Here is a 23,509-nt window from a genome sequence, read left to right as displayed (position 1 = left end):
GAGGTACGAGGGGGCGACGTGACCAGGGCCGACAGCGACGAGCAGGCCGTTACCGCGGTGGAGCGATACCGGGAACGGCTCGGCTCGGTGGTCGCCAGCCTCGGCGTGCCGCGGATGCCGGCGCGGGTGTTCGCCGCACTGTTCGTGGCCGAGAGCGGCCGGCTCACCGCCGCCGAGCTGGCGGAGACCCTGCGGGTCAGCCCCGCCGCGGTGTCCGGCGCGACCCGCTACCTGACCGACGTCGGGATGGCCTTCCGGGAGCGCGAACCGGGCAGCCGCCGGGACCACTACACGGTCCGCGACGACATGTGGCAGCAGGCGATCTCCACCCGGGCGCCGATCATGAAGTACGTCGTGGAGGCGCTGCGGGACGGCGTCGCCGTGGTCGGCACCGACACGCACGCCGGCCGCCGAGCGATGGAGACCGTCAACTTCTTCGAGTTCCTGGAGCAGGAGATGACCGGCCTGATGGACCGGTGGGCCGCCCACCGCGCCAGCCTCACCACCTGACACCCGCCCGCGGCGGGGTCAGCCGGCCGGCCAGCCGCGGTCCCGGATCTCGACCAACCGGGTGCGGGTCGCGTCGTCGCAGGCGGCACCCGCGATGCCCGCGTCGAACGCGGCGCGGCCGGTCATCCCGAGCTTCTCGGCCAGCTCGTACTCGCGGCCCAGGTCGGTGTCGAACATCGCCGGGTCGTCGGTGTTGATCGTGCACCGTGCGCCGGCCGCGAGCAGTGCCGGCAGCGGATGCTCGGCCGGATCGGCGACCACCCGGGTGCGCAGGTTGGAGGTCGGGCAGACGTCCAGCACGATGCCGGCGTCGACGATCTCGGCCAGCATCGCCGGGTCCTGCGCGGCGCCGATGCCGTGCCGGATCCGGTCCGGCCGCAGCAGGTCGAGCACCTCCCGGATCGACTCCGGACCGGTGGTCTCGCCGCTGTGCGGCACGATCGCGAGGCCGCCGTCCCGGGCGATGTCGAACGCCCGCACGTACGGCCGGACCGAGCGGCCGACCTCCATCCCGCCGATGCCGAACCCCACGATGCCGCGGTCGGCGTACCGCACCGACCAGCGCGCGCACTCCTCGGCGAGCTCCACCGGGCAGCCGTTGCGGTACAGGTCGGGGGTCAGCCGCACCTCGACGCCGTGCCGCTCGCGGGCGGCGACGATGCCGTCGCAGTACCCCTCGTACATGGCGGCCCAGTCGATGCCCTGCTGGACCCGCTCCGGCGGGGAGAAGATGCCCTCCACGTAGACCGCGCCGTACCCGGCGGCCTCGGCGGCGTAGTCGACCACGATCTGCTGGAAGTCCTCGGCGGTGCGCAGGCAGTTCGTGGTCAGCTGCCAGACCCGGATGAAGTGGCTGAAGTCGGTGAACTCGTACAGCTCGGCCAGACCCTCGACGGTGTCCGCCGGCAGCGTCTCGCCGTTGCGGCGCGCGATGTCGAGCAGCGTGTGCGCCCGGATCGCACCTTCCAGGTGCACGTGCAGCTCGATCTTCGGATAGTTCGGCACGAGTGCGAACCTAGCCGCTCGGCACCGCGGTGGCCCACCGAGTTGGTGTCGGCGTGGTACACCACCTCGGGTGAGCACCCTCGTGCTGATCCACCCCGCCGGCGTCACCGCGCGGTACTGGCAGCCGCAGCGCGACCGGCTGACCCCGCAGCACCGGGTGCACACCCCGGAGCTGCCCGGCCGGGACGGCGGCCCGTTCACCCTCGCCGCCGCCGTCGACACCGTCACCGACCTGCTCGACGAACCGGCGTACCTGGTCGGGCTGTCGCTCGGGGCCACCGTCGCGGTCCGGGCCGCGCTGGCCCGGCCGGACGCCGTCCGCGGGCTCGTCCTGTCCGGCGGCATCGCGTACCCGCCGCCGCTGCTCACCGTGCAGCGGGCGGTGATGGCGGTGCTGCCCGCCGGCGCACTCGCGGCGATCAACGCCCGAGCGGTCCCCGCCGAGTACGCCGAGCAGGCCCGCGCCGACCATGCCCGGATCGGCAAGGCCAACCTGCTGGCCGAGATGCGCGAGCTGGCCGGCGTCGACCTGCGGCCGCGGCTCGCCGAGATCGACGCGCCGACGCTGGTGCTGTGCGGCACCCGGGACCGGGCGAACCTCGCCTCCGCGCACCAGCTCGCGGCCGGCATCCCGGCGGCCGAACTGCGCCTGGTGGACGGCGTCGGGCACCTGTGGAGTAGGTCACATCCACAGCTGTTCACCGACGTCCTGCTCGACTTCCTCGAACGCTGACCGCCGCCCCGGACGTGAGATTCGGCAATGCCGTGGGCGCTCGGTGATCTTCGTTGGACGATGGAAACCGTGACCTTGACCGACGAAGCGGCGAAGGAGGGGACCGAGCCGGTGGCCCGGCCCCGCTGGTGGCTCGCGCCGGCGAAGTGGTGGCGCGAGCTGCTGATCATCGGGATCGGGTTCGGTCTCTACACGTTCATCCAGCACCAGATCAACGTCTCGCCGGTCCCCGCGATACGGCACGCGAACGCGTTCCTGGCCGCCGAGCGGTGGCTGGGCATCGACGTGGAGGCGCCACTGAACGGCGCGCTCGCCGGGCACCCGACGCTCGCCACCGTGGCGAACGACTACTACGTGCTGCTGCACGAGGTGGTCACCCCGGCGGTGATCCTGTGGCTGTTCCTGCGCCGCCGCGCCGCCTACCCGTACGCCCGGTTCCTGCTCGCGGTGCCGACGCTGCTCGGCTTCGTCCTCTACTACGCGGTACCCGTGGCACCGCCCCGCCTGGTGCCCGGCGCCGGGATCGTGGACACGATGGCGGTCTTCCCCGGCATCGGGGACTACTCCAGCGGCCCGATGGAGCACACCGCGGCACAGTTCGCGGCGTTCCCCAGCCTGCACTTCGCCTGGGCGCTGTGGGCCGGTGCGATGGTGTTCTGGCTGGTCCGGCACTGGTTCGTGCGGGCCCTGGCGGTCTGCTACCCGGCCTGTACCGGGCTGGTCGTGCTCGCCACCGGCAACCACTTCGTGCTCGACCTGGCCGGCGGCGCCGCGGTCACCGCGTGCGGGATCGGCCTGCTGGGGCTGCTGCGGCCGGTCAGCGAGACGGTCGCCCTCCAGTCCGCGCCCGAGTCGAGTTCCTGACCGCCGCCGGCCCGCCGCCGGCGCCGCCCATCGCCCTGCCGTTCGGGCCGGTGTTGCCGCGCGGTCGCCCGTTGCGCTGCTGGGCCGATCGCCGGCGCCGCATCCCGGCGATCAGCGCCCCGGGTACTCGTGGAGCAGGTCGACGAGCGCCCGCAGCGCCGGCCGGAACGCGTGGTCCGGCGGCGTGCCGTAGCCGATCACCAGCTGCGGCGGCCGGCGGCCGGACCGGCCGTAGTGCGCGGACAGGCCCTCCAGCCCGAGCGAACGCCGCCGCGCCGCGTTCACCACCGCCGACTCGCTCACCCCGGCCGGCAGCCCGACCAGCAGGTGCAGCCCGGCGGCGATGCCGGTGACCGGCAGGCCGGTCGGCAGCGCGGCGACCAGCTCGTCCCGCCGGCGCCGGTAGGTGATCCGGCTGCGTCGCACGTGCCGGTCGTACCGGCCGGACCGGATCAGCTCCGCGAAGGTCAGCTGTTCCAGGATCCCGGTGTGCCGGTCGGTGTGCCGGCGCTGCCGTACCAGCGGCGCGACCAGTTCCGGCGGCGCCGCGAGCCAGCCGAGCCGCAGCCCCGGCGCGAGCGTCTTGCTGGCGGTACCGAGATAGACGGTCGACGCCGGGGCCAGGCCCTGCAGGGCGCCGAGCGGCTCCCGGTCGTACCGGTACTCGCCGTCGTAGTCGTCCTCGACCAGCAGCCCGCCGGTGCGGCGGGCCCAGTCGGCCAGCTGCACCCGCCGCGCCGGCGCGAGCGCGACGCCGAGCGGGAACTGGTGCGCCGGCGTCGCCACCACCGCGCCCACGTCGGCCGCCGCCAGCCGGTCCACCCGGATGCCGTCCGCGTCGACCGGTACCGGCACCGTGCGCAGCCCGGCCGCCTCGGCCACCTCCCGGTACGGCGGCAGGTACGGGTCCTCCAGCGCGATCGCGCGCACCCCGCGGTCCCGCAGCACCGCGCAGACCAGCGCCAGCCCGTGCGCGAACCCGGCGCAGACCATCACCGCGTCCGGCTCGGTCCGTACGCCCCGGACCCGGCCCAGGTAGCCGGCCAGCTCGGCGCGCAGGTCGGCGTGGCCGCGCGGATCGCCCCAGCCCAGCGCCGCGTGGTCCACCGCCGTCAGCGCGGTACGCGCCGAGGCGAGCCAGTCGCGGCGCGGGAACGCCGACAGGTCGGGCAAACCGGGCCGCAGGTCGTACCGGACCACCGGGCGCCAGGGCCGGTCCAGTGGCACCGGCCGCCGGGCCGCGGTGGCCCGGGGCGCCACGACGGTACCGGCGCCCGGCCGCGCCAGCAGGTAACCCTCCGCGGCGAGCTGCCCGTACGCGGCGGTCACGGTGCCGCGGGACAGCCCGAGGTCGGCGGCGAGCGTCCGGCTCGCCGGCAGCCGGGTGCCCGGTGCGAGCCGCCCGGCTCGTACCGCCTCGCGCAGCGCGTCGGTCAGCCCGGCCCGGCGCCCGCCGGTACCGAGGTCGAGGTGCAGGTCGACGCCGGCAATGGACCATGGTTCGGACATCGGATTGGACCCTATCCGTGGCCGGTCGCCAACCTAGGGTCGAGGCATGACAACGCGGACGAGCATGAGTGCGACGCACCCGGAGATGTACGAGACGCTGCGCGAGCTGCACCGGCGCAGCGAGGCCGCCGGTCTGGACCCGTTCCTGATGGAGCTGCTGAAGATCCGCTGCTCGCAGCTCAACCACTGTGCGTTCTGCATCGACATGCACACCAAGGACGCCCGCGCGCTGGGCGAGACCGAGCAGCGCATCTACGCGCTGAACGCGTGGCGGGAGACGCCGTTCTTCACCGAGCGGGAGCGGGCGGCGCTGGCGCTGGCCGAGTCGGTGACGGTGCTCACCGACGGCTTCGTGCCGGACGAGGTGTACGACGCGGCCGCCTCGGTGCTGTCGCCGACGGAGCTGTCCGCGGTGGTGTGGGCGACCGTCGTGATCAACGCGTTCAACCGGCTCGCGGTGACCGGCCGCACCGTCCCCGGTGGGTACGTGTCGCACCGCCGGCCGCTCGACCGGACCACCGCGTGACGGCGCCGGCGCTGGCCGACGTGGCGACCGCGTTCCGGTCGCTGCACCGGCCCGGCAGGCCCGTCGTGCTGCCGAACGCCTGGGACGCGCACAGCGCCCGGATCGTGGCCGAGCAGGGCTTCCCGGCGGTCGCCACCAGCAGCGTCGCGGTCGCCGAGTCGCTCGGCTACCCGGACGGCGGCGGCGCGCCGGCCGAGCTGATGTTCGCCGCGGCCGGCCGGATCGCCCGCGCGGTGGAGCTGCCGGTCACGGTCGACGCCGAGGACGGGTACGGGCTGCCCGCCGACGAGCTGGTCGCCGCGCTGGTGTCGGCCGGCGCGGTCGGCGCCAACATCGAGGACTCGACCCGCGGCGTACTGTCCGATGTGGACACTCATGCGGCCCGGCTGGCCGGGGTGCGCGAGGCGGCGGTGGCGGCCGGCGTTCCGCTGGTCCTCAACGCGCGGGTCGACGTGTTCCTCCGCACGCCCGGGCTGTCCGAGGCCGAACAGGTCGACGCCGCGATCGCCCGCGCCAACCGGTACCTGGCCGCCGGCGCGGACTGCGTGTACCCGATCTTCTGCCCGCCGACGACGGTCTCCCGGCTGGTGGAGGGGATCGACGGCCCGGTCAACGTGCACTGGCGGCCGGACGGCCCGAGCCCGGCCGAGTTCGCCGCGCTCGGTGTGGCGCGTGTCTCCGCCGGCGGACTGCTGTGGCGGATGGCGATGGACGCGTACCGGAACGCGGTCGGCGCGCTGTCGACGTGACCCGGCGGTACACGACGGGTCGCGGTCGGCTCACCCGCCGCGACCCGCGTTCCGTTCGGTGACCGAGTGGTGTCGGGGCGGGGGATCGCTGTTGAGGCAACCCGATGCTGGCACTCAGGTTCCTGGCAGCATCGGTCGATAACGTCATCGGCGCGGAGCACACCGCCGAGTTCGAAGGCGGTCGGGCCCGGGGTCGATGTTGGGGGGCGTTGCCCCGGGCCGCTGCTCCGTCCATTCTTGCGCTGCGGCACTCGCCGTCTGGTCGGCCGCAACGCGGGCCACCGACCGGCTGGCCGGACGCAACGCGGCCACCGACCGGCTGGCCGGCCGAAACGCGGTCGCTGATTGGCTGGTCGGCCGCGACGCGGCCACCCGGTTGGCTCAGCGCCGGGTGTAGAGCAGCTCCAGCACTGCGCGGGCCGCCTCCAGCCAGCGGTCCAGCCAGCCCTCGGGCAGCCGCGCGTCGCGGTCCGGCAGCTCCGCGAGCAGCCCCTGCACCAGCGGATGGTCGGCCAGCTGGGCGTCGTCGATGGCCGCGACCGCCTCGGCGGCGGCCTGGTCGGCCGCGCGGTGGGCCGCCCCGTTGATCGGAACCGGCGGCCCGGCCACCTGGTTGCGGAAGTTGAAGCCGTCGGCGCCGTCGCGGCCGACGTTGTCCGGCACGAGATCCATGCGGACAGCCTGCCGAAGTCGCCGAACGCCCGGCAAGCCGGGGTCCGCGTCGCGGTGGCCGCGGCCCGCCGACCGGGATAGCATATTTGATATGACGTCGGAGGAGGACGAGGAGCTGCCGGTCTTCCCCGGTTTCCGGGGCATGGCGCAGCGCCGCCGCGGCCTGCTCGCCGAGCTGGTGGCGCAGCGGCGGTCGGCCGGGCTGTCCCAGGCCGAGGTCGCCGCCCGGATGGGTACCTCGCAGTCGGCGGTCGCCCGGCTGGAGTCCGGCGCCGTCGACGCCCGACTGTCCACATTGGAGCGTTACGCCGGTGCCGTGCACCGCCGGCTCGACCTGCGGCTGCGTGACGGCGGAGCGGAGCCCCGGCGAGCGAGCACGACCGAGCGGGTCGTCCGAGGGAGAGGGCTCGATGAGTGAGCGCCAGCGAGCGAGCCACGGGTGCTGCGCGTGGTGCCGCATCGAGCTTCCGGTGAAGGGGGAGGGTCGATGAGCTACGGCACGACGGCGCGGTACGGCGGGATTCCCGACTGGCGCCCGCCCGACGACCCGGGCGACGTGCCGGGTCGGCGACCGGGGATGCCCGACCGGCAGCCCGAGCCGTCCCGGTTCGGCGGGCCGGACCGGCTGGCCGCCGCCGGCCCGGCGTCCTGGCTGGAACAGCGGATGTTCGAGCAGCAGACCGTGTCGGTGTCCGGCCCGATCACGCCCGAGCTGACCTCCCGGGTCAGCGCCGCGCTGATGACCCTGGACGCCCTGGCCGGGCCGCGCGGTTCGATCACCATGCACGTGTCCAGCCCGGACGGTGAGCTCGCCGCCGCGTTCGGGCTGATCGACGTGCTGGAGCTGATGCAGACCCCGGTCCGGGCCGTCGCCCTCGGTACCGTCGGAGGCGCGGCGATCGGCGTCTACGCCGCCGCCGGCGACCGCCTCGCGTACCCGCACGCCAGGTTCGTGCTGGCCGAGCCGCGGGTGGACGAGCTGGCCGGTACCGCTGAGGACGTCACCCGGGCGGCCGGGGCGCACCTGCGGCTGCTGGAGGACTTCGCCGTCCGGCTCGCCGACCGTACCGGTCACAGCCAGTCCGAGATCGAGAGCGCACTGTCCGATCGGCGGGATTTGTCGGCATCGGCTGCCATCGATTTCGGCCTGGTACACAGGCTGATCCCAGGCCGGCCCGAGCCGACACCCGGCGACGGACGATAATCGAGCCATGCGGCTGTCCGCCCGAGTCGATTACGCGCTGCGCGCCGCTGCCGAGCTGGCCGCCGCGACCGAGTCGCCGGTCACCTCCGAGCAGCTCGCCCGCGCCCAGGAGATCCCCGGCAAGTTCCTGGAGCACATCCTCAACCAGCTGCGCCGGGCCGGCTTGGTGCGCAGCCAGCGGGGCCCGGTCGGCGGCTACTGGCTGGCCCGGCCGCCGGAGGAGATCTCGCTGGCCGACATCATCCGGGCCGTCGACGGCCCGCTGCTCGGGGTGCGCGGCGAGCGGCCGGAACACGTCGACTACACCGGCGCGGCGCGACCGCTGCAGGAGGTGTGGATCGCGCTGCGGGCGAGCGAACGGTCGATCCTGGAGTCGGTCACCCTGGGCCACGTCGTCGAGGGCCGGTTGCCGGCCGCCGTCCAACAACTCACCGAGGACGAGCGCGCCTGGATCACCGTCGGCCAGTCGCGCTGACCCGCGCGTCCGGCGTCGACGGGTGCGACCCGTGGCTGCCGGCCGGCTCAGCCGCGGCGGGCGGCGTGTCGGCGGCGGTTGATGCCGGTCAGCACCAGGATGCCGAGCACCGCCAACCCGAGCTGCAGCACGTGCTTCTTCCAGTCGATACCGGGTGTGTCGCGGAACCCGAACACCTCGGCGACGCCGGTACCGACGAACGCCGCGGCCACGCCGACCGCGATGCTGGCCCACCAGGACACCGGCTGCCGGCCCGGAATCAGCAGCCGGGCCAGCACCCCGATCACCGCACCGCCGATCACCGCCCACGCCAGCGTCGTCAGCATCGCCCCTCCTGTACCGCCTCTCTCGCACGGTAGCGTGCGGGCATGCCAGCGGCCGTACGGGACCTCCGGTCCGACACCGACCTCGACCGCCTGCACGAGATCATCCGCACGGTGCACCCCTACCTGGTACGCAGCCGGGACGGGCTGGCGTGGCAGTTCGGGCACGCGCCGGCGGCGCAGCGGTTCCGGGTGTTCGTCGCCGAACTCGACGGGACGCCCGTCGGCCTGGTGCGGTGCGGCCTGGACTGGGAGACGTCGGTGCCCCATCAGGGGTTCGCGCACGTCTCGGTGCTCCCGGCGTACCGCGGGCGCGGCGCCGGTGCCGCGCTGCTCGCCGCCGCCGAGGACCACCTGCGCGGCCTCGGTGTCCGGGACGTGCAGGCCTGGGGGTCGACCGACCCGGCGTCCGAACGGTTCGCCGACCAGCACGGCTACCAGCGTCGACGCCGCGCCCGGTACCAGCGGGCGGAGCTGTCGGCGGCGCGGCTGCCGGAGCCGGTGGTACCGGCCGGGGTGGAGCTGCGCCCGTGGTCGGACTTCGCCGACGATCCGCGCCCGCTCTGGTCGGCGGACGCGGACGCGAGCCGGGACGAGCCCGGCGACGTACCGGTCGACGACCTGCCGTACGAGGGCTGGCTGGCGGCCGCCTGGCAGCCGCCGGACACCGACCGCGAGCTGAGCATGGCGGCGGTCGTGGACGGGACGGTCGCCGCGTTCACGCTGGCCCGGACCGACCCGCCGCGGTACTGGTCGGGCATGACCGGCACCCGCCGGGCGTACCGCGGCCGGGGTCTCGGCACGCTGGTGAAGGTGGCGTCGCTGCGGCGTGCGGTCGAGCGCGGCCTGACCGAGGCGTACACCGGAAACGACGAGCAGAACGCGCCGATGCTCGCGATCAACGCCCGCCTCGGCTACCGCGAGTACGCCGCCCAGTGGCGCTGCCTGCGCCACCTCTGACCAGCCGGCGACACCGGCCCGCTCGGCGACACCGGCCCGCGACGACACGGGCGTACTCGGCGACCGGGGCCTGCCGCGGTCGGTGGGGGGCGGTCAGCCGATGGGCCAGGTGTGCACCGGGTTGCCGTCGCGCATGTGCTCGCAGTAGCGCTGCAGCATCGCCGCCAGCGCCTGGTGCCGGTCGAGCTGCCGGTCGTCCTCCAGCTTCGCGACCGTCTCCACCTGCCACTGCGCGCCGTTCAGGCCGGTACGGCAGCGGCCCTCGATGATGCCGAGCAGCCGGTCGCGCACCGCGGCGTCGACCCCGAACTCGTCGAGTCCCTGGTATGCCAACGGAAGCAGGTGTTCCAGCACCAGCTCGGTGGCGGGCACCTCGCCCAGCGCCGGCCACAGCAGCCGGGACTCGATGCCGTCCCGGGCCGCGGTGTGGAAGTTCTCCTCGGCCGAGCTGAACGTCATCTGCGTCCAGATAGGACGGTCCTGCTCGCACAGCTGCCGGACCACGCCGTAGAAGAACGCGGCGTTCGCCACCATGTCGGCGACGGTCGGGCCGGCCGGCAGTACCCGGTTCTCCACCCGCAGGTGCGGCCGGTCGTTCATGATGTCGTACACCGGGCGGTTCCACCGGTAAACGGTGCCGTTGTGCAGCCGCAGCTCGCCGAGCTTCGGTACGCCACCCTCGGCCAGCACCTGCTTCGGGTCCTCGTCGTCCAGGATCGGCAGCAGCGGCGGGAAGTACCGCACGTTCTCCTCGAACAGGTCGAAGATCGAGGTGATCCACCGCTCGCCGAACCAGACCCGGGGGCGTACCCCCTGCGCCTTCAGCTCGGCCGGCCGGGTGTCGGTGGCCTGCTCGAACAGCGCGATCCGGGTCTCCGCCCACAGTTCCCGGCCGAACAGGTAGGGCGAGTTGGCGCCCAGCGCGCACTGCACGCCGGCGATCGCCTGCGCCGCGTTCCAGGTGTCGGCGAACGCGTCCGGCGAGACCTGCAGGTGGAACTGCAGGCTGGTACAGGCGGCCTCGAGCACGATCGAGTCGGTCATCGTGGACAGCCGCTCCATGCCGCGGATGTCGATGCTCAGGTCTTCCCCGCGCGCCTGGATGATCTGCTGGTTGAGCTGGTGGTACCGCTCGCCGCCGGACAGCGTCTCGGTGCCGGTGTGTTCCTCGCGCAGCGTCGGCAGGGTACCGACCAGGCACAGGTGCGCGCCGATCCCGCTGGCGGACCGTTCGGCGCGGGCCAGCCGTCCGCTGATGTCGCGCCGGTAGTCGTCGAAGCCGTCGCCGGCGAGCAGCCGGGGCGGCACGTTCATCTCCAGGTTGAACCGGCCCAGCTCCGCCTGGAGCATCGGATCGTCCACCCGGGCGAGCACGTCCGCGTTGCACATCGCGGGGTTCGCGTCGTCGTCGACCAGGCTGATCTCGACCTCCAGGCCGGTCAGCGGCTTGTCCGAGTCGAACGCGAAGTCGTTGAGCATCAACGCGAAGACGTCCAGACAGCTGCGCACCTTTTCCCGGTAGCGCGCTCGATCCTGGCGGGTGAACGTGTGCGTGTCGAGCTGCTTACCCATCGGTCCTCCCGCGTCACCCGATGTGGTGCGAGTCAACCGTAACCGGACCGTCACCGGCACGCTACAGCCGTTCGATCATGCCACTGCCGGGCCGATCCGGCAGGATGGCGCCGGCCGGCCCGGGCGCTCGGCGTTCCCGCAGGTACAGGCGGGTTCCCGGGCGGCCCGACCCGGCCGGCGTGCGGCGTCCGTACTGTCGGGACGCGGACACTTTCGCCGGTCCCGGCCGCCCCGCCGGGCTTGGCCGTGGCCAAGCGGTACGTCCTCGGCCGGCACGAGGTTCGCCGGACACGACGACGGCGCCGTCGCGGGGGAGCGGCGGGCGCCGTCGGGTGCCGGATCGCGGGTCAGGAGGCGGCGACCGCTTCGCCCTCGATCTCGATCTTGACGTTCTTGCCGATCATCACGCCGCCGGTCTCCAGCGTCGTGTTGTAGGTCAGGCCGAAGGTCTCCCGGTCGATCTCGGTGCTGGCGGTGAAGCCGAACACCTGATGCCCGTACGGGCTGAGGGCCACGCCCTCGAGCTCGACCTTGAGCTCGACCGGCTGGGTGACGTCCTTGATGGTGAGCTCGCCCGCCAGGGTGAAGGTGTCGCCGTGATGCCCGGTGATGCCGGTGCTGGTGAACGTCATCTCCGGGTACTTCTCCGCCTCGAAGAAGTCGCCGGTCCGCAGGTGGTCGTCGCGACCCTGCTGGCCGGTGCTGACGCTGGCGATCTTGATGGTGGCGGCGACGCTCGACTGCGTCGGGTCCTCTGCGACCGTGATGTTGGCGTCGAACTCGCCGAACTGGCCGCGAACCTTGCTCACCATCATGTGCTTGACGACGAAGCCCACCCGGGTGTGCGCGACGTCCAGCGTGTAGGTGCCGGGCTGCGGGATGGTGGTGCCGTCCCACTCGCGGGTGGCCAGGGTGCTCTCGCTCATGTCCTCGTCCTCTCCAGGCGCTGGCAGTTGTACTTGCCTCAACAACAATCTACTCAGCAAATATTTCGTTCGTCAACTACTGCTAGCCTGGGAGGCATGACGAAGGAGGTCTTCACGGACCCGCGGATCACCGCGATGGGCCTGCTGAACGAGGTGCACGCCGGGCTGAACGAGAAGTTCCAGCCACTGCTGGCGGCGCACAAGCTGTCGCTGGCCGAGTTCGACGTGCTGATCCGCCTGGCCCGTTCCCCCCGGTACCGGCTTCGGATGAGCGACCTCGCCGCCCAGACGATCCTGTCCACCAGCGGGGTCACCCGGGTCGTCGACCGGCTCGAACGCGACGGCCTGGTCACCCGGGAGGCCTGCCCGAGCGACCGGCGCGGCTTCTTCGCGGTGCTCACCGAGGCCGGGCAGGACCGCGTCGAGCGGATCCTGCCGGAGCACAACGCGCTGATCGAGACCTGGTTCACCGGCCTGCTCGCCCCCGAGGCGCTCGCCGCCCTGGAAGACACGCTGCGCACCGTGCGGGACGCGGTCCGGCCCAGTTCCACCGCCGGTGTGACCGGCGAGGTGGAGCGCGCCTGCCTGCGGCGCCCCGACCGGTCGGAGCCGGTCGCCGCCAGCGAGTGACCCGGGTCGCATCCCGCGGGCAGCCGGTCGCGGCGGCGGCCGGGCCCGGCGTGACCCGGCTCAGGCCGTGGTGCGCAGGTCCGCGGCCGCCCGCGACCAGTGCCGGACGATGTCGCGTACCGACAGGATGCCGACGACGTCGTCGTGGTCGATGACGATCAGGTGCCGGAACCCGCCGCGGATCATCGCCTGCGCGGCGTCGATCAGCGTCCACTCCGGGCCGGCGAAGACCAGGTCACGGGTGTGGTGCGACTCGGCGGTCTCGACGTCGGGGTCCAGCCCGGCCCCGATCGCGCGCAGCACGTCGCGCTCGGTGAGAATCCCCGGGCCGTACGCGTCGGGGTCGATCACCACGGCCGCGCCGACGCCGCGCTGCGACATCAGTGCGGCGGCCTGGCGGAGGGTGTGGCCGGGACCGATGGACACCAGTACCGGGTTCATGGCCTCGCGTACCTGCATGGCATCTCACTCCATTCACCGCAGCGCGGACGATTGCTAGCGAAGCTGACATGCCGGGCGTTGTACCCGCGCCTTACCGGTATTGTCCCGCCCGTGGCGCAAGTCACAAGGGTTTCGACACGATCGGGGCCGACCTGCCCGTTCGGGCCGGCCCGGGCGGTGGGCGGAGGTCGCCGGTCGCCGGGCGGTACCGTCGCGGGATACCGCCGCGGGCCGACACGCCCGGCACCGAGCCGAGCCCGGCAGCGCGGACCGAGATGCACGGATGGTCACGGATCGGCGGGGATATCCTCGCCCGAGTGATCGGTCAGTCGAAGGGAGCCGGGACGTGCCGCTCAATGTCGTCATCCTCGCCGCGGGAATGGGCACCCGGCTGGGGCGACCGCACCCCAAGCCGCTGACCAGGCTCGCCGACGGGCGCACGATCCAGCGCCAGCAGCTCGACCACCTGCGCGCCACCTTCGGCGACGACGCGCACGTCACCATCGTGGTCGGGTTCAAGAAGGACCTGATCATGGAGGAGTCCGGCGACCGGGCGAGCTTCGTCTACAACGAGTCGTACGACCAGACCAACACCTCCAAGAGCCTGCTCAAGGCGCTGCGGTTGTCCCCGCCCGGCGGCGTGCTCTGGATGAACGGCGACGTGGTGTTCGTGCCCGGCCTGCTCGACGAGCTGCGCCCGGCGATCGAGGCCGACCGCAGCTTCGTCGCGGTCAACACCGAGAGCGTCGCCGACGAGGAGGTCAAGTACACGCTGGACGCGGCCGGCTACATCGCCGAGCTGTCCAAGAAGGTGGTCGGCGGCCTCGGCGAGGCGGTCGGCATCAACCACATCTCCGCGGCCGACAAGGCGACGCTGATCGAGCACCTCGACCTGGTCGACGACCAGGAGTACTTCGAGGGCGGTATCGAGGGTGCCATCCGCACCGCCGGGATGAAGGTGTCGGCGATCGACATCTCCGCGTACGGCTGCGTCGAGGTCGACTTCGAGCCCGACCTGACCAAGGCCAACGAGCTCGATTCGACCGAGCCCGGTGTCCGGGGCTGAGACCCGGCTCGTGCCCGAGCCGGAGACCGGGTCCGGGGCGAAGCCCGAGCCCACCGCGGCCGACTTCCTCGCCGTCAACCGCGGCGGCGGGCTGTTCACCGAGACGTTCGACCAGCGGCTCGGCGCGGTCTTCGCGCTGGCGGCGTACCGGCTCGGGCTGCCGCCGACCGCGCTGACCGCGGCGAACCTGGTGATCGGGGTGGCCACCTCGGTCGCCGTCGTGCTCACCGCCGGTCCGGTCGCCGCCGGCCGCCTGCCCGCCTGGCTCGTCGGCGTGCTGGCGTTCCTGGTGTGGCACGTCGCGTACGCGCTGGACTGCGCCGACGGGCAGCTCGCCCGGGTGGCCGGCTCCGGGAGCGCGGCCGGCGCCCGGGTCGACGTGCTGGTCGACGTGGCGGTACAGATCTCGCTGGTCGCCGCGGTCGGCTCGGTGGCGGTGGCGCAGCGGGCGAGTACGCCGGTCTGGTTGGTGGCGGTGTTCGCGTCGTCCTGGATGGTCAACCTGGTCACCTCGGTGATGGCCAAGGAGGGCACCAACGAGAGCCTGGTGACCTCCTCGTCGCTGCCGGTCCGCGTCGTCAAGCTGATCCGCGACTACGGCGCGATGCTGTTCCTGATCGGCCTGGTGCTGGCCGTCTGGCCGGCCGGGACGATCTGGGTGATGGTGCTGTTCTCGCTGGTCAACTGCGTGTTTCTGGCGGCGAGTATCGCGGCGGCGGGGCGGGCCAGCCTGCGGTGAGCGGGCTGCGTGGCCGCACCGTCGCCGGCCTTGCCGACCAGGCGCTCGTCGCGCTGACCACGGCTGGTACCGGCCTGCTCGGTACCAGCGTGCTGCCGGTCGGCGAGGCCGGCCTGATGCTGTACGCGGTGGCCGTGCTGGTGTTCGTGCAGGGGCTCGGCCGCGCGTTCGTCGGCGACGTGCTGCTCGCGCACGTACCGCGGTTCGCCGACGCGGGTGACCGGCGCCGCCAGTTCGCGAACGCGCACGCCACCAGCGCGACGCTGGGCCTGCTCGGCGTCGTCGTACTGCTGGGCGGGTGGCTGCTGGGGCCGCAGCACTACGTGGCGGACCTGGTGTGGTGCGCGCCGTTCGTGCCGTCGATCCTGCTGCAGGACCTGGCCCGCTACACCTACCAGAGCCGGGGCCGGCAGTCCCAGGCGCTGATCATCGACGGCTGCTGGGTGGTCGTGCAGGGCGCCTGCGTCGCGGCGCTGCTGCTGACCGGGCACGTCGGCGGCGGACCGCTGATCGCCTGCTGGGGCGTCGGCGCCACCGCCGGCGCGCTGGTGTTCTACGCGCGAACCCGGATCAACCCGTTCGCCGGGCGGCCGGCGCGGTGGCTGCACGACACCCGGCACCTGCTCGGCTGGTTCACCGGGACGGGGGTGCTGGCGCAGCTGACCACGTTGCTGATCGCCAGCCTGGTACAGGGGATCCTCAGCGCCACCGCCTACTCCGGGCTGCGGCTGGTGCAGATCGTCGTGCTGCAGCCGGCGCAGAGCTTCACCATGGCGCTCAACGGACTGCTCGTCCCGCGGGCGTCCGCGCTGGCCGGTGCGCACGACGTGGCCGGGCTGCGCCGGCAGACCCGTACCGTGCTGGCGGTCAACGCGGCGATCGGCGCCTGCATCCTGGCCGTCGCCGTACCGCTCGCGCATCCGTTGCTGTCGCTGTACCGGTCCGGGGCGTACCTGGCGGTCGCGGCGATCGCGCTGCCCATCGCGCTGCAGGCCGGCCTGTACCTGCTGCAGATCCCGTTCACGGTGGCGATGCGCGGCATGCACCGGGCCCGGATGCTGTTCACGCAGTACCTCGCCTACTCGGTGGCGACGCTCGGTGGGCTGGTGCTCGGCGCGCTGCTCGGCGGGTTGCCCGGGGCGGCGTGGGGGCTGATGTCCGGCGCCGCGATCGGCACCGCCGTGCAGGCCTCGCTGTACCGGATCGCGGTGCGCGCGCTCGCGACCGTCGCCGGTACGCCGGGTGCGGTCGCGGGTGGGTCGGGCGCCCTCGCCGGATAGCGGGTTCCGTCGCCGGACGGGTCGATGCCGAGGTCGGGTTCCGCCGTCGGCGGGTCCGACGCCAAAGTGGCCGCGGCATCGTCGCTGGAAGGACGGGTACGGGGCGGGGTGCTGGCGTCGGCGAGCGGTCGCCGCGTTCGGCGCCGGGAAAATCGGTGGCCGGGCGGACGAGAATTCCGGGTGTGAGAAGCGATCGGGTGTTGCCGCGGGCGGCGGTGGGGACTGCCGCCGACGGGGTGTCGGCGCTGTTGGAGCGGGTTGCCGCGGCCGGGGTGGAGTGCCACTCGCTGATGGTGGTGCGGCACGGGCACGTCGTCGCGGAAGGCTGGTGGACGCCGTACTCGCCGGAGCGGCCGCACCTGCTCTACTCGCTGACCAAGTCGTTCGGCTCGATCGCGGTGGGGCTGGCGATCGAGTCCGGCCGGCTGCGGCTGGACGACCGGATCGTCGACGTGCTGCCCGACCACGTACCGGAGTCGGTGTCGCCGCGGGCCGCCCAACTCACCGTGCACCACCTGCTGTCGATGACCACCGGGCACCGGTCGGACACGCTGGAACGGGCCTGGGCGCTGGACCCCGACGACCTGGTGCGCGGGTTCCTGCGCCTGCCGCCGGACGAGCCGCCCGGGGCGCGGCACGCCTACGACAACACCACCACGTACCTGCTGACCCGGATGATCGAGCGGGCCCTCGGCCGTACCGTGCCGGACCTGCTGGCGGAGCGGGTGTTCGGCCCGATGGGCGTGACCGACGTGACGTGGGAACGGCTCCGCGGTGGCGCCACGTTCGGCTTCCACGGCCTGTACCTGACCACCGAGGCGGTCGCGGCGTTCGGCGAGTTGCTGCTGCGCGGCGGCCGGTGGCAGGGCCGCCAGCTGGTACCGGCCAAGTGGGTCGCGCTGGCCACCCGGCGGCATGTCGGGACCCGCCAGTTCGCGGACGGGACCCGCGAGGCGGACTGGCTGGTGGGCTACGGGTACCAGTTCTGGCGGTCCCGGCACGGCTACCGCGGCGACGGTGCGATGGGCCAGCTTTGCCTGGTGGTACCGGAGTACGACCTGGTGGTCGCGGTCACCGCGGCGACCTGGCGGACCCAGGTCATCCTCGACGCCGTGTGGGACTGCCTGCTCCCGGCGCTGGACGGCACGCCGGCCGCGGCACCCCGCGGGGCGGGCCCCGGCCCGGCGAACGATCCGGCCACGAACGCCGGCGGCACGGGCGGTGGCCCGTCGGACGATCCGGCCCCGATGCCCGGCGGCGCGGGGCGTGGCTCGTCAAACGATCCGGCCGCGATCCCCGGAAGCGCGGGCGGTGGCCCGTCGGACGATCCGGCCGCGAATGCGGACGGCCCGGTGGCGGACCGGCTCGGGCCGGCCGCGGTGGCGCGGGCGGAGCGCGAGCTGGCCGACCGGCTGGCGGGGCTCGCACTGCCGCCGGTACCCGGCGAGCATCGCCCCGACCACCGCGCCGCCGCGACCGTCGCCGCCGACGACACCGCGCCGGCGTCCGCCGAGCCCGGGCCGACGGGGCCGGTACTGCCGGCGGGGTCGTCGATCGGGGTCGAGCCGCGGCCGGGCGGTTGGACGATGCGGATCGAGGCCGGTACCGAGGCGTTCGAGGTACCGGTCGGGCACGGCGACTGGTGGTCGAGCGCGCCGCTGGGTCGCCCGGTGGCGGCCGCGGGCGCCTGGCAGGGTTCGGTCTTCGTGGCCGAGCTGGTCGTGGTCACCAGCCCGAGCCGGGTCCGGGTCACCGTCGGGCCGACCGGCGCGACCGTGGCGTGGAACCTGGTACCGCTGGTCGGGCCGCCGCTGCTGCCGCAGCTGCGGGCGCCGCTGGTCACCCGACCGGACCGGTCCGGCGTGCCGGACCTGCCGATCGACCGGTAGCGCCGCCCGGCCGTGCCGGCGGTGCCGGCACGGCGAGCAGCGAGGCGCCGCCGCCGAGGTGAGCGCGCGGCAACCGGCTCGGCCCGAGCCGGGCAGGTTGTCGGACCGGGGCGGTACGGTCGGCGGCATGGACGAGGAGGAGCGCAGCTTCGCCGACCAGGCGGAGTGGGCCGACTGGCTCGCGGCCGAGCACGAGACCGCGACCGGGGTGTGGATCCGGTTCGCGAAGAAGGCGACCGGTCGCCCCACGGTGCGCTACGACGAGGCGCTGGAGGAGGCGCTGCGGGTCGGCTGGATCGACGGTCAGGTGCGCCGCATCGACGACGAGTCGTACCGGCAGCGCTGGACCCCGCGCGGTCCGCGCAGCAAGTGGTCCAAGCGCAACCGCGCCAAGGCCGAGGCGCTGATCGAGGCGGGCCGGATGCTGCCGGCCGGGCAGCGCGCGATCGACGCCGCTCGCGCGGACGGCCGGTGGGACGCGGCGTACGACGGGCCCGCCGGTGCGACGATCCCGCCGGATCTGGCCGCCGCGTTCGAGCAGCAGCCGACCGCCGCCGAGTTCTTCGCCACCCTGGACAGCCAGAACCGTTACGCGGTGCTGCACCGCATCCAGGACGCGAAGCGGCCCGAGACGCGGGCCCGCCGGATCGAGAAGTTCGTCGCGATGCTCGCCGCCGGCGAGAAGATCCACCCCTGACGGCACCACGTGGCGGCCGGCGGATCGCGAGTGCGTCTGCCTGCCTCGACGACGGTGCGAGCTGGCGGGCCGCGGCAGCGGGTCAGGCCGCCGGTTCGACCGCGGTCGGCTCGGTGCCCAGCGCCGTCGCCTGCACGCCCGGCAGCACGGTGAGGGCGGCCACCGGACGGATCCGCCCGTGCAGCTTCGTGGCGGCGATGACCGCGGACAGCGCGAAGCAGGTGGCGTTGGCGACGACCACGGCGACGTCGTGGGTGGCCAGCCCGTAGCTGAGCCAGGCGATCCCGCCGGCGAGCATCGCGAGCAGGTAGCCCCAGGCAAGGTCACCCGTGCTGCGGGTACGGACGCTGCGATAGACCTGCGGCACCAGCGAGCAGGTGGAGAGGGCAGCAGCGAAGAAGCCCAGAAAGGCGATCACGGCGGGGTCTTTCGGAACGGTGGTGCGGGGGAAACGGGGCCGGCGACGACTCGCCGGACCACCGGTGTACCAGCAGAATGTAGCCACCGCAGCGCCCGGACGACAGCGTGATCGTGGACACTGGCCGTTCGGCGGATCCCGCTCAACCGCAAGGGTTTTCGCGCATTTCGCGCCCGTTGGCCGGAGCTCTCCCGGTACCGGTCGTCGCTGCGACGCGGACGACCTCGTCGCGGGGACGGGTGAGGCGCGAGGTGACCGGTCAGCGCTGCGGCGCGCGGGCCGTGGCGGCGTCCGCGGCGACCTCCTCGTACAGCTCGATCAGCCGGCGCAGCAGCACGTCCGGAGCGAACGCCGTCTGGTAGCGGTGCCGGGCCGCGGGCCGCAGCGGTGCTGCGCGCAGCCGGGCCATCGCGAGCGCCTCGGCCAGCGCGGCCGGTTCCGGCTCGACCACCCAGCCGGGCGCCGGGTCGGCCGGCTGGTGCGCCGGGTCGAGCCCCAGCAGATAGGGCGTGCCGCCGACGTTGGTGCCGAGCACCGGACGGCCGCTGGCCAGCGCCTCCAGGATCACCGTCGGCAGCGCGTCCGCGTACGTGGAGGGCACCACGACGACGCTCGCCGCCCGGATCAGGCCCGGTACCACCTCGGCGTGGTCGACCAGGCCGAGGTACTCGACGTCGGCGCGGGCCGCGGCGGCCGCCTCGACCCGGGCCCGCAGCGGGCCGTCGCCGGCGATCCGCAACGTACCGGCGTCGCCGTCGGCGTGCCGCTGCCAGGCGTCCAGCAGCAGGTCGACGCCCTTCTCCGGGGTGAGCCGGCCGAAGAACAGGAAGCCGTCACCGGTGCTGTCGTCGAGCGGGCCGGGGTCCGGGATGCCGTTCGGCTTGATCGCGATCTGCTCGTCGGTGATGCCGAACGTCTTGAGGTGGTCGGCCAGGTGCGGCGCGAGCGCCACGTACCGGTCGACGCTGCGCCAGGTCGGCCGGTGTACGGCCAGCGTGGTCGCCATGACCACCGACTGCGCGGTCGACCCCCGGTAGCAGGAGTGCCGGATCGCCGGGGTCGGGAAGCGCTTGCCGAGGCAGTCGTGGCACGGATGCCCGTCCCGGAAGTACGTCGCCGCCGCGCACACGTGCCGGTAGTTGTGCACCGTCTGGACGACCGGCACCCCGTACCGGTGCGCGGTGCGCACCACCCACGGGGACAGCAGCGGGTACGGGTTGTGCAGGTGCAGCACGTCCGGCCGCTCGCGCCGGATCAGCTCGGCCAGTTCGCGCTGCGCGCCCGCGTTGTAGATCGGGGAGAACGGCAGCAGCGCCTTGCGGGTGGCCGGCAGCGCGGCGATGTCGTCGGAGTGGCGGAGCAGCGGCAGCACGGTGACGCCGGCGGCCGCCAGCTGCCGCGACTCCGACTCGACGATCTCGTTCTCCCCGGACGGCTGCGCCGAAGAGTAGAGGTTGTGCGCGATGACAACCTTCATGCCGGTTTTCCCCTACCCGCTGACCGATCCGTCCGGGACGCCCGTTTGGGCGTCGCCGGCCCCGTTGCCGCCGAGCGACGACTCGCGTCCCACCTCGGCTCAGACCCTACCGGCCCGTTTTGCCCGACCGGTTGGACGGCGCCGCGTAGACCTGCTGAACTGGACGGATGCCGGAGTTGCCGGAGGTCGCGGCGTTGGCCGCCTACCTCACCGAACGCGCGGGGGGCCATCGTGTCGAGCGGGCCGACCCGGTCGCGTTCAGTGCGCTGAAGACCTACGACCCGCCGCTGTCGGCGCTGGTCGGCCGGGAGCTGCTCGACGCCGGCCGGCACGGGAAGTTCCTGGACGTGCGGTTCGCCGGTGAGCCGGTGCTGCACCTGGTCGTGCACCTGTCCCGGGCCGGCTGGCTGCACTACCGCGACTCGCTGCCGGCCACGCCGCCGCGGCCGGGCAAGGGGCCGATCGCCCTGCGGGTACGCATCGACGACGGGTCCGGTTTCGACCTGACCGAGGCCGGCACGCAGAAGCGGCTCGCCGCCTACGTCGTGACCGATCCGCTGGAGGTGCCGGGCGTCGCGCGGCTCGGGCCGGATGCGCTGGAGGTGTCCGCGGAGCGGTTCGCCGGGCTGCTCGGCGCCACGCACCGTCAGATCAAGGGCGTGCTCACCGATCAGCAGACGCTCGCCGGCGTGGGCAACGCGTACTCGGACGAGATCCTGCACGCGGCGAAGCTGTCCCCGTTCGCGCTGTCCGACCGGCTCGACGAGGCGGCGGTGTCCCGGCTGTACGAGGCGCTCCGCGCGGTGCTGACCGATGCACTGAAACGAGCGGTGGGGCAACGCTCTGCAACCTTGAAGGCGGAAAAGCGATCAGGAATGGCAGTACACGGCCGGGCCGGGCTTCCCTGCCCGGTTTGCGGTGATACTGTCCGTGAGGTGTCGTTCAGCGGCACCAGCCTTCAGTACTGTCCGACGTGCCAGACCTCCGGTCGGCCGCTGGCCGATCGCCGGATGTCCAGGTTGTTGAAGTGATCCGGTGAGCGACGAGCGGCAGCGCCGCGTTCGCCCGGCCCGCTTCGGCGGACCGGGTCGGTTGCGGCGGTCGGGCGGGTCACGGGGAGTACACAGCATCGCGTGGCAGACTGATGGCCCTGACGATCACGGTGCGCGGGGTGCGGGAGGGCACACAGAGGTGACCACGAGCCTCGAACGGCCGGACACCACGCCGGGCCAGGCCAAGACGGAGCCCGCGACGACACGAGCGGCGCGGAAGATGTCACCGAACGGGCACGACAACAACGGCATCACCCGCTCCTTCTGGCTGCGCGACCGCAAGCGCCGCCCGAGCTGGGACCGGACCTACGCGTTCGTGCTCGCCGCGGTGGAGCTGGTGTTGACCTCGCTCGGCGGCCTCACCTCGATCATGACCACCGAGTATCCGTGGCACGGCTTCAGCGACGGCTTCAGCGGTGACTACCCGCTGGCGATGTTCATCTGGGGCATGGTGGTCCTGCCGCTCGGCTGGTCCATCACGTTCTGGGGCAGCCGTGCCTACGAACGCCGGTACCTCGGCATCGGGACCGAGGAGTTCAAGCGGGTCTTCCGGGCCGGGCTGATCGTCGTCGCGATCGTGTCGTTCGTGGTGATGGCGTTCAAGACCGACCTGTCCCGGCTGGCGGTCGGCACCGCGTTGCTGACCGCGTTCGGCTACGTGCTGTTCGCCCGGTTCGTCGCCCGCATCGTGCTGTTGGTCATCCGCCGCCGCGGCGGCGCCTCCCAGCAACTGCTGCTGGTGGGCACGCTGCCGGAGGCGATGGAGGTCTACCGGGCGATCACCCGCAACCCCAACGCCGGGCTGGTGCCGACCGGCATCTTCCTCACCGAGGGCCGGGCCGGGGCGCGCGGCGTCGAGGCGCCCGTCCCGCTGTACGCGGGCCGCGACCTGATCGAGGTGGTCGGCGAGATCGGCGCCGACACCATCGCGATGTGCGGGACGGCCCGGCAGGAGGAGGGCGGCCTGCGCAAGCTGGCTTGGCAGCTGGAGGGCACCGGCATCGACCTGGTGGTGGCGCCGCAGCTGACCGACGTCGCCGGCCCGCGGGTGCACATCCGGCCGGTCGAGGGTCTGCCGCTGCTGCACGTGGAAGAGCCGACGATCTCCGGCATCGGCTGGGTGGCGAAGAACCTGCTGGACCGGGTCGCCTCGGCGCTCGGCCTGCTGGTGCTGACCCCGGTGTTCGCCGCGATCGCGATCGCGATCAAGATCTCCGACCCGGGCCCGGTGTTCTTCCGGCAGCCGCGGGTCGGCCGCGAGGGCAACCAGTTCGAGGTGTGGAAGTTCCGCACCATGTACTGCGACGCCGAGGAACGGCTGGCGCTGCTCGCCGACCAGAACGAGACTGACGGGCTGCTGTTCAAGATCCGCAACGATCCGCGGGTCATCCCGATCGGCCGGTTCCTTCGCCGTACCTCGCTGGACGAGCTGCCGCAGCTGATCAACGTGCTGTTCGGCGAGATGTCGCTGGTCGGTCCGCGGCCGCTGCCGGCGGAGGACGGCGACTTCCTCGGCGACGTACGGCGCCGGCTGCTGGTGCGGCCCGGCATCACCGGGCTGTGGCAGGTGTCCGGCCGCTCCGACCTGTCCTGGGACGACGCGGTCCGGCTCGACCTGTACTACGTGGACAACTGGTCGCTCACCTTCGATCTGCTGATCCTCTGGCGCACCCTCGGCGTGGTGCTCGCCCGCCGCGGCGCCTACTGACCGGCGGAGACCGCCGCCCGGCGGGAGACCTTCGGCCGACCGTGCGGAAGCTTCGGCCGGGACCGAACGGTCCGCGCCCTACCG

26 protein-coding genes are annotated in these 23,509 nt (G+C 73.3%); 17 read left to right on the top strand and 9 right to left on the bottom strand.

The genetic code is table 11. From position 1 onward, the window contains the following. Positions 1-18 precede the first annotated feature (18 nt). On the top strand, positions 19-510 hold the full coding sequence (locus tag NUM_RS00405) for a GbsR/MarR family transcriptional regulator (RefSeq protein ID WP_225918231.1): 492 nt from the start codon (positions 19-21) through the stop codon (positions 508-510). An 18-nt stretch (positions 511-528) separates the two neighbouring features. Here the strand turns inward: NUM_RS00405 and add are convergent, their stop codons facing one another. Further along, entirely contained in the window at positions 529-1,515 is a 987-nt protein-coding gene (gene add / locus NUM_RS00400) for an adenosine deaminase (RefSeq protein WP_207122449.1), read from the bottom strand. 70 nt (positions 1,516-1,585) lie between these two features. Here add and NUM_RS00395 point away from each other — a divergent pair, with 70 nt between their 5' ends. Together NUM_RS00395 and NUM_RS00390 are read left to right on the top strand one after the other, a co-directional pair. Further along, a complete protein-coding gene (locus NUM_RS00395; protein ID WP_207122448.1) occupies positions 1,586-2,248 on the top strand; it encodes an alpha/beta fold hydrolase in 663 nt (220 codons plus the stop codon). Positions 2,249-2,317: 69 nt separating this feature from the next. After that, entirely contained in the window at positions 2,318-3,112 is a 795-nt protein-coding gene (locus NUM_RS00390; RefSeq protein ID WP_207122447.1) for a phosphatase PAP2 family protein, read from the top strand. A gap of 111 nt (positions 3,113-3,223) precedes the next feature. Here the strand turns inward: NUM_RS00390 and pdxR are convergent, their stop codons facing one another. Beyond that, positions 3,224-4,621 carry a MocR-like pyridoxine biosynthesis transcription factor PdxR gene (gene pdxR, locus NUM_RS00385; RefSeq protein WP_207122446.1) on the bottom strand — a complete coding sequence of 466 codons (1,398 nt, stop codon included), beginning with the start codon at positions 4,619-4,621 and terminating at the stop codon, positions 3,224-3,226. Between the two features lie 46 nt (positions 4,622-4,667). Between pdxR and NUM_RS00380 the strand changes: the two genes are divergently transcribed. Next, complete coding sequence (locus tag NUM_RS00380; RefSeq protein WP_207122445.1) at positions 4,668-5,147, top strand: carboxymuconolactone decarboxylase family protein; 480 nt, start codon at positions 4,668-4,670, stop codon at positions 5,145-5,147. After that, complete coding sequence (locus NUM_RS00375; RefSeq protein ID WP_207122444.1) at positions 5,144-5,896, top strand: isocitrate lyase/PEP mutase family protein; 753 nt, start codon at positions 5,144-5,146, stop codon at positions 5,894-5,896. The genes NUM_RS00380 and NUM_RS00375 overlap by 4 nt, the downstream gene beginning before the upstream one ends. A 381-nt stretch (positions 5,897-6,277) precedes the next feature. On the opposite strand, the gene NUM_RS00370 is transcribed toward NUM_RS00375, so the two are convergent. Continuing rightward, complete coding sequence (locus NUM_RS00370; protein ID WP_207122443.1) at positions 6,278-6,568, bottom strand: hypothetical protein; 291 nt, start codon at positions 6,566-6,568, stop codon at positions 6,278-6,280. Between the two features lie 91 nt (positions 6,569-6,659). Here NUM_RS00370 and NUM_RS00365 point away from each other — a divergent pair, with 91 nt between their 5' ends. The 3 genes from NUM_RS00365 to NUM_RS00355 all read left to right on the top strand — a co-directional run bounded on the left by NUM_RS00365 (position 6,660) and on the right by NUM_RS00355 (position 8,247). Next, a complete protein-coding gene (locus NUM_RS00365) occupies positions 6,660-6,986 on the top strand; it encodes a helix-turn-helix domain-containing protein (protein WP_207122442.1) in 327 nt (108 codons plus the stop codon). Between the two features lie 69 nt (positions 6,987-7,055). After that, positions 7,056-7,772 carry an ATP-dependent Clp protease proteolytic subunit gene (locus NUM_RS00360; protein ID WP_207122441.1) on the top strand — a complete coding sequence of 239 codons (717 nt, stop codon included), beginning with the start codon at positions 7,056-7,058 and terminating at the stop codon, positions 7,770-7,772. A 7-nt stretch (positions 7,773-7,779) separates the two neighbouring features. Then, positions 7,780-8,247, top strand: a complete 468-nt coding sequence (locus NUM_RS00355; protein ID WP_207122440.1) for an RrF2 family transcriptional regulator — start codon at positions 7,780-7,782, stop codon at positions 8,245-8,247. A 47-nt stretch (positions 8,248-8,294) separates the two neighbouring features. Here the strand turns inward: NUM_RS00355 and NUM_RS00350 are convergent, their stop codons facing one another. Beyond that, on the bottom strand, positions 8,295-8,573 hold the full coding sequence (locus NUM_RS00350) for a GlsB/YeaQ/YmgE family stress response membrane protein (protein ID WP_207122439.1): 279 nt from the start codon (positions 8,571-8,573) through the stop codon (positions 8,295-8,297). Between the two features lie 42 nt (positions 8,574-8,615). Here NUM_RS00350 and NUM_RS00345 point away from each other — a divergent pair, with 42 nt between their 5' ends. Continuing rightward, positions 8,616-9,530: a GNAT family N-acetyltransferase gene (locus tag NUM_RS00345; protein ID WP_207122438.1), complete on the top strand. Its 915-nt coding sequence runs from the start codon at positions 8,616-8,618 to the stop codon at positions 9,528-9,530. A gap of 93 nt (positions 9,531-9,623) precedes the next feature. Here the strand turns inward: NUM_RS00345 and NUM_RS00340 are convergent, their stop codons facing one another. Together NUM_RS00340 and NUM_RS00335 are read right to left on the bottom strand one after the other, a co-directional pair. Next, the gene (locus tag NUM_RS00340) at positions 9,624-11,102 is read right to left on the bottom strand and encodes a glutamate-cysteine ligase family protein (RefSeq protein WP_207122437.1); all 1,479 of its coding nucleotides are present in this window, start codon (positions 11,100-11,102) and stop codon (positions 9,624-9,626) included. 347 nt (positions 11,103-11,449) lie between these two features. Next, positions 11,450-12,028, bottom strand: a complete 579-nt coding sequence (locus tag NUM_RS00335) for a YceI family protein (RefSeq protein ID WP_207122436.1) — start codon at positions 12,026-12,028, stop codon at positions 11,450-11,452. A gap of 96 nt (positions 12,029-12,124) precedes the next feature. Here NUM_RS00335 and NUM_RS00330 point away from each other — a divergent pair, with 96 nt between their 5' ends. Further along, positions 12,125-12,658: a MarR family winged helix-turn-helix transcriptional regulator gene (locus NUM_RS00330; protein ID WP_207122435.1), complete on the top strand. Its 534-nt coding sequence runs from the start codon at positions 12,125-12,127 to the stop codon at positions 12,656-12,658. A 60-nt stretch (positions 12,659-12,718) separates the two neighbouring features. Here NUM_RS00330 and NUM_RS00325 read toward each other — a convergent pair whose 3' ends face one another. Further along, on the bottom strand, positions 12,719-13,117 hold the full coding sequence (locus tag NUM_RS00325; protein ID WP_207122434.1) for a CBS domain-containing protein: 399 nt from the start codon (positions 13,115-13,117) through the stop codon (positions 12,719-12,721). Positions 13,118-13,445: 328 nt separating this feature from the next. On the opposite strand from NUM_RS00325, the gene NUM_RS00320 reads away from it, so the two are divergent. The 5 genes from NUM_RS00320 (at position 13,446) to NUM_RS00300 (ending at position 18,770) form a co-directional block, all read left to right on the top strand. After that, positions 13,446-14,165 carry a phosphocholine cytidylyltransferase family protein gene (locus tag NUM_RS00320; protein WP_225918230.1) on the top strand — a complete coding sequence of 240 codons (720 nt, stop codon included), beginning with the start codon at positions 13,446-13,448 and terminating at the stop codon, positions 14,163-14,165. Between the two features lie 10 nt (positions 14,166-14,175). Continuing rightward, on the top strand, positions 14,176-14,904 hold the full coding sequence (locus tag NUM_RS00315) for a CDP-alcohol phosphatidyltransferase family protein (RefSeq protein ID WP_207122432.1): 729 nt from the start codon (positions 14,176-14,178) through the stop codon (positions 14,902-14,904). Then, positions 14,901-16,184 (top strand): MATE family efflux transporter, encoded by a 1,284-nt coding sequence (locus tag NUM_RS00310; protein WP_207122431.1) that lies wholly within the window; start codon positions 14,901-14,903, stop codon positions 16,182-16,184. The genes NUM_RS00315 and NUM_RS00310 overlap by 4 nt, the downstream gene beginning before the upstream one ends. Positions 16,185-16,366: 182 nt before the next feature. Continuing rightward, positions 16,367-18,073 carry a serine hydrolase domain-containing protein gene (locus tag NUM_RS00305; RefSeq protein ID WP_225918229.1) on the top strand — a complete coding sequence of 569 codons (1,707 nt, stop codon included), beginning with the start codon at positions 16,367-16,369 and terminating at the stop codon, positions 18,071-18,073. Between the two features lie 127 nt (positions 18,074-18,200). After that, positions 18,201-18,770, top strand: coding sequence for a YdeI/OmpD-associated family protein (locus tag NUM_RS00300; RefSeq protein WP_207122430.1), 570 nt, complete (start codon positions 18,201-18,203; stop codon positions 18,768-18,770). A gap of 82 nt (positions 18,771-18,852) precedes the next feature. Here NUM_RS00300 and NUM_RS00295 read toward each other — a convergent pair whose 3' ends face one another. Continuing rightward, complete coding sequence (locus NUM_RS00295) at positions 18,853-19,188, bottom strand: SemiSWEET family sugar transporter (RefSeq protein WP_207122429.1); 336 nt, start codon at positions 19,186-19,188, stop codon at positions 18,853-18,855. Positions 19,189-19,447: 259 nt separating this feature from the next. Next, entirely contained in the window at positions 19,448-20,665 is a 1,218-nt protein-coding gene (locus NUM_RS00290) for a glycosyltransferase family 4 protein (RefSeq protein WP_207122428.1), read from the bottom strand. Between the two features lie 167 nt (positions 20,666-20,832). Between NUM_RS00290 and NUM_RS00285 the strand changes: the two genes are divergently transcribed. Next, positions 20,833-21,696 carry an Fpg/Nei family DNA glycosylase gene (locus NUM_RS00285; protein ID WP_207122427.1) on the top strand — a complete coding sequence of 288 codons (864 nt, stop codon included), beginning with the start codon at positions 20,833-20,835 and terminating at the stop codon, positions 21,694-21,696. A gap of 241 nt (positions 21,697-21,937) precedes the next feature. Further along, the gene (locus NUM_RS00280) at positions 21,938-23,425 is read left to right on the top strand and encodes a sugar transferase (protein WP_207122461.1); all 1,488 of its coding nucleotides are present in this window, start codon (positions 21,938-21,940) and stop codon (positions 23,423-23,425) included. Positions 23,426-23,509 lie beyond the last annotated feature (84 nt).

This window comes from Actinocatenispora comari, assembly GCF_017312725.1.
Taxonomy (GTDB): Bacteria; Actinomycetota; Actinomycetes; order Mycobacteriales; family Micromonosporaceae; genus Actinocatenispora; species Actinocatenispora comari.
The sequence above is the reverse complement of the archived record's forward strand: the minus strand, read 5'-3'. Positions and strand labels throughout refer to the sequence as shown.

Excerpts from the sequence above, each read along its gene's own strand:
- pdxR (WP_207122446.1), bottom strand. The coding sequence starts at position 4,621 with ATGTCCGAACCATGGTCCATTGCCGGCGTCGACCTGCACCTCGACCTC.
- NUM_RS00380 (WP_207122445.1), top strand. The coding sequence starts at position 4,668 with ATGACAACGCGGACGAGCATGAGTGCGACGCACCCGGAGATGTACGAG.
- NUM_RS00370 (WP_207122443.1), bottom strand. The coding sequence starts at position 6,568 with ATGGATCTCGTGCCGGACAACGTCGGCCGCGACGGCGCCGACGGCTTC.
- NUM_RS00365 (WP_207122442.1), top strand. The coding sequence starts at position 6,660 with ATGACGTCGGAGGAGGACGAGGAGCTGCCGGTCTTCCCCGGTTTCCGG.
- NUM_RS00360 (WP_207122441.1), top strand. The coding sequence starts at position 7,056 with ATGAGCTACGGCACGACGGCGCGGTACGGCGGGATTCCCGACTGGCGC.
- NUM_RS00355 (WP_207122440.1), top strand. The coding sequence starts at position 7,780 with ATGCGGCTGTCCGCCCGAGTCGATTACGCGCTGCGCGCCGCTGCCGAG.
- NUM_RS00350 (WP_207122439.1), bottom strand. The coding sequence starts at position 8,573 with ATGCTGACGACGCTGGCGTGGGCGGTGATCGGCGGTGCGGTGATCGGG.
- NUM_RS00345 (WP_207122438.1), top strand. The coding sequence starts at position 8,616 with ATGCCAGCGGCCGTACGGGACCTCCGGTCCGACACCGACCTCGACCGC.
- NUM_RS00340 (WP_207122437.1), bottom strand. The coding sequence starts at position 11,102 with ATGGGTAAGCAGCTCGACACGCACACGTTCACCCGCCAGGATCGAGCG.
- NUM_RS00335 (WP_207122436.1), bottom strand. The coding sequence starts at position 12,028 with ATGAGCGAGAGCACCCTGGCCACCCGCGAGTGGGACGGCACCACCATC.
- NUM_RS00330 (WP_207122435.1), top strand. The coding sequence starts at position 12,125 with ATGACGAAGGAGGTCTTCACGGACCCGCGGATCACCGCGATGGGCCTG.
- NUM_RS00325 (WP_207122434.1), bottom strand. The coding sequence starts at position 13,117 with ATGCAGGTACGCGAGGCCATGAACCCGGTACTGGTGTCCATCGGTCCC.
- NUM_RS00300 (WP_207122430.1), top strand. The coding sequence starts at position 18,201 with ATGGACGAGGAGGAGCGCAGCTTCGCCGACCAGGCGGAGTGGGCCGAC.
- NUM_RS00290 (WP_207122428.1), bottom strand. The coding sequence starts at position 20,665 with ATGAAGGTTGTCATCGCGCACAACCTCTACTCTTCGGCGCAGCCGTCC.
- NUM_RS00285 (WP_207122427.1), top strand. The coding sequence starts at position 20,833 with ATGCCGGAGTTGCCGGAGGTCGCGGCGTTGGCCGCCTACCTCACCGAA.
- NUM_RS00280 (WP_207122461.1), top strand. The coding sequence starts at position 21,938 with ATGTCACCGAACGGGCACGACAACAACGGCATCACCCGCTCCTTCTGG.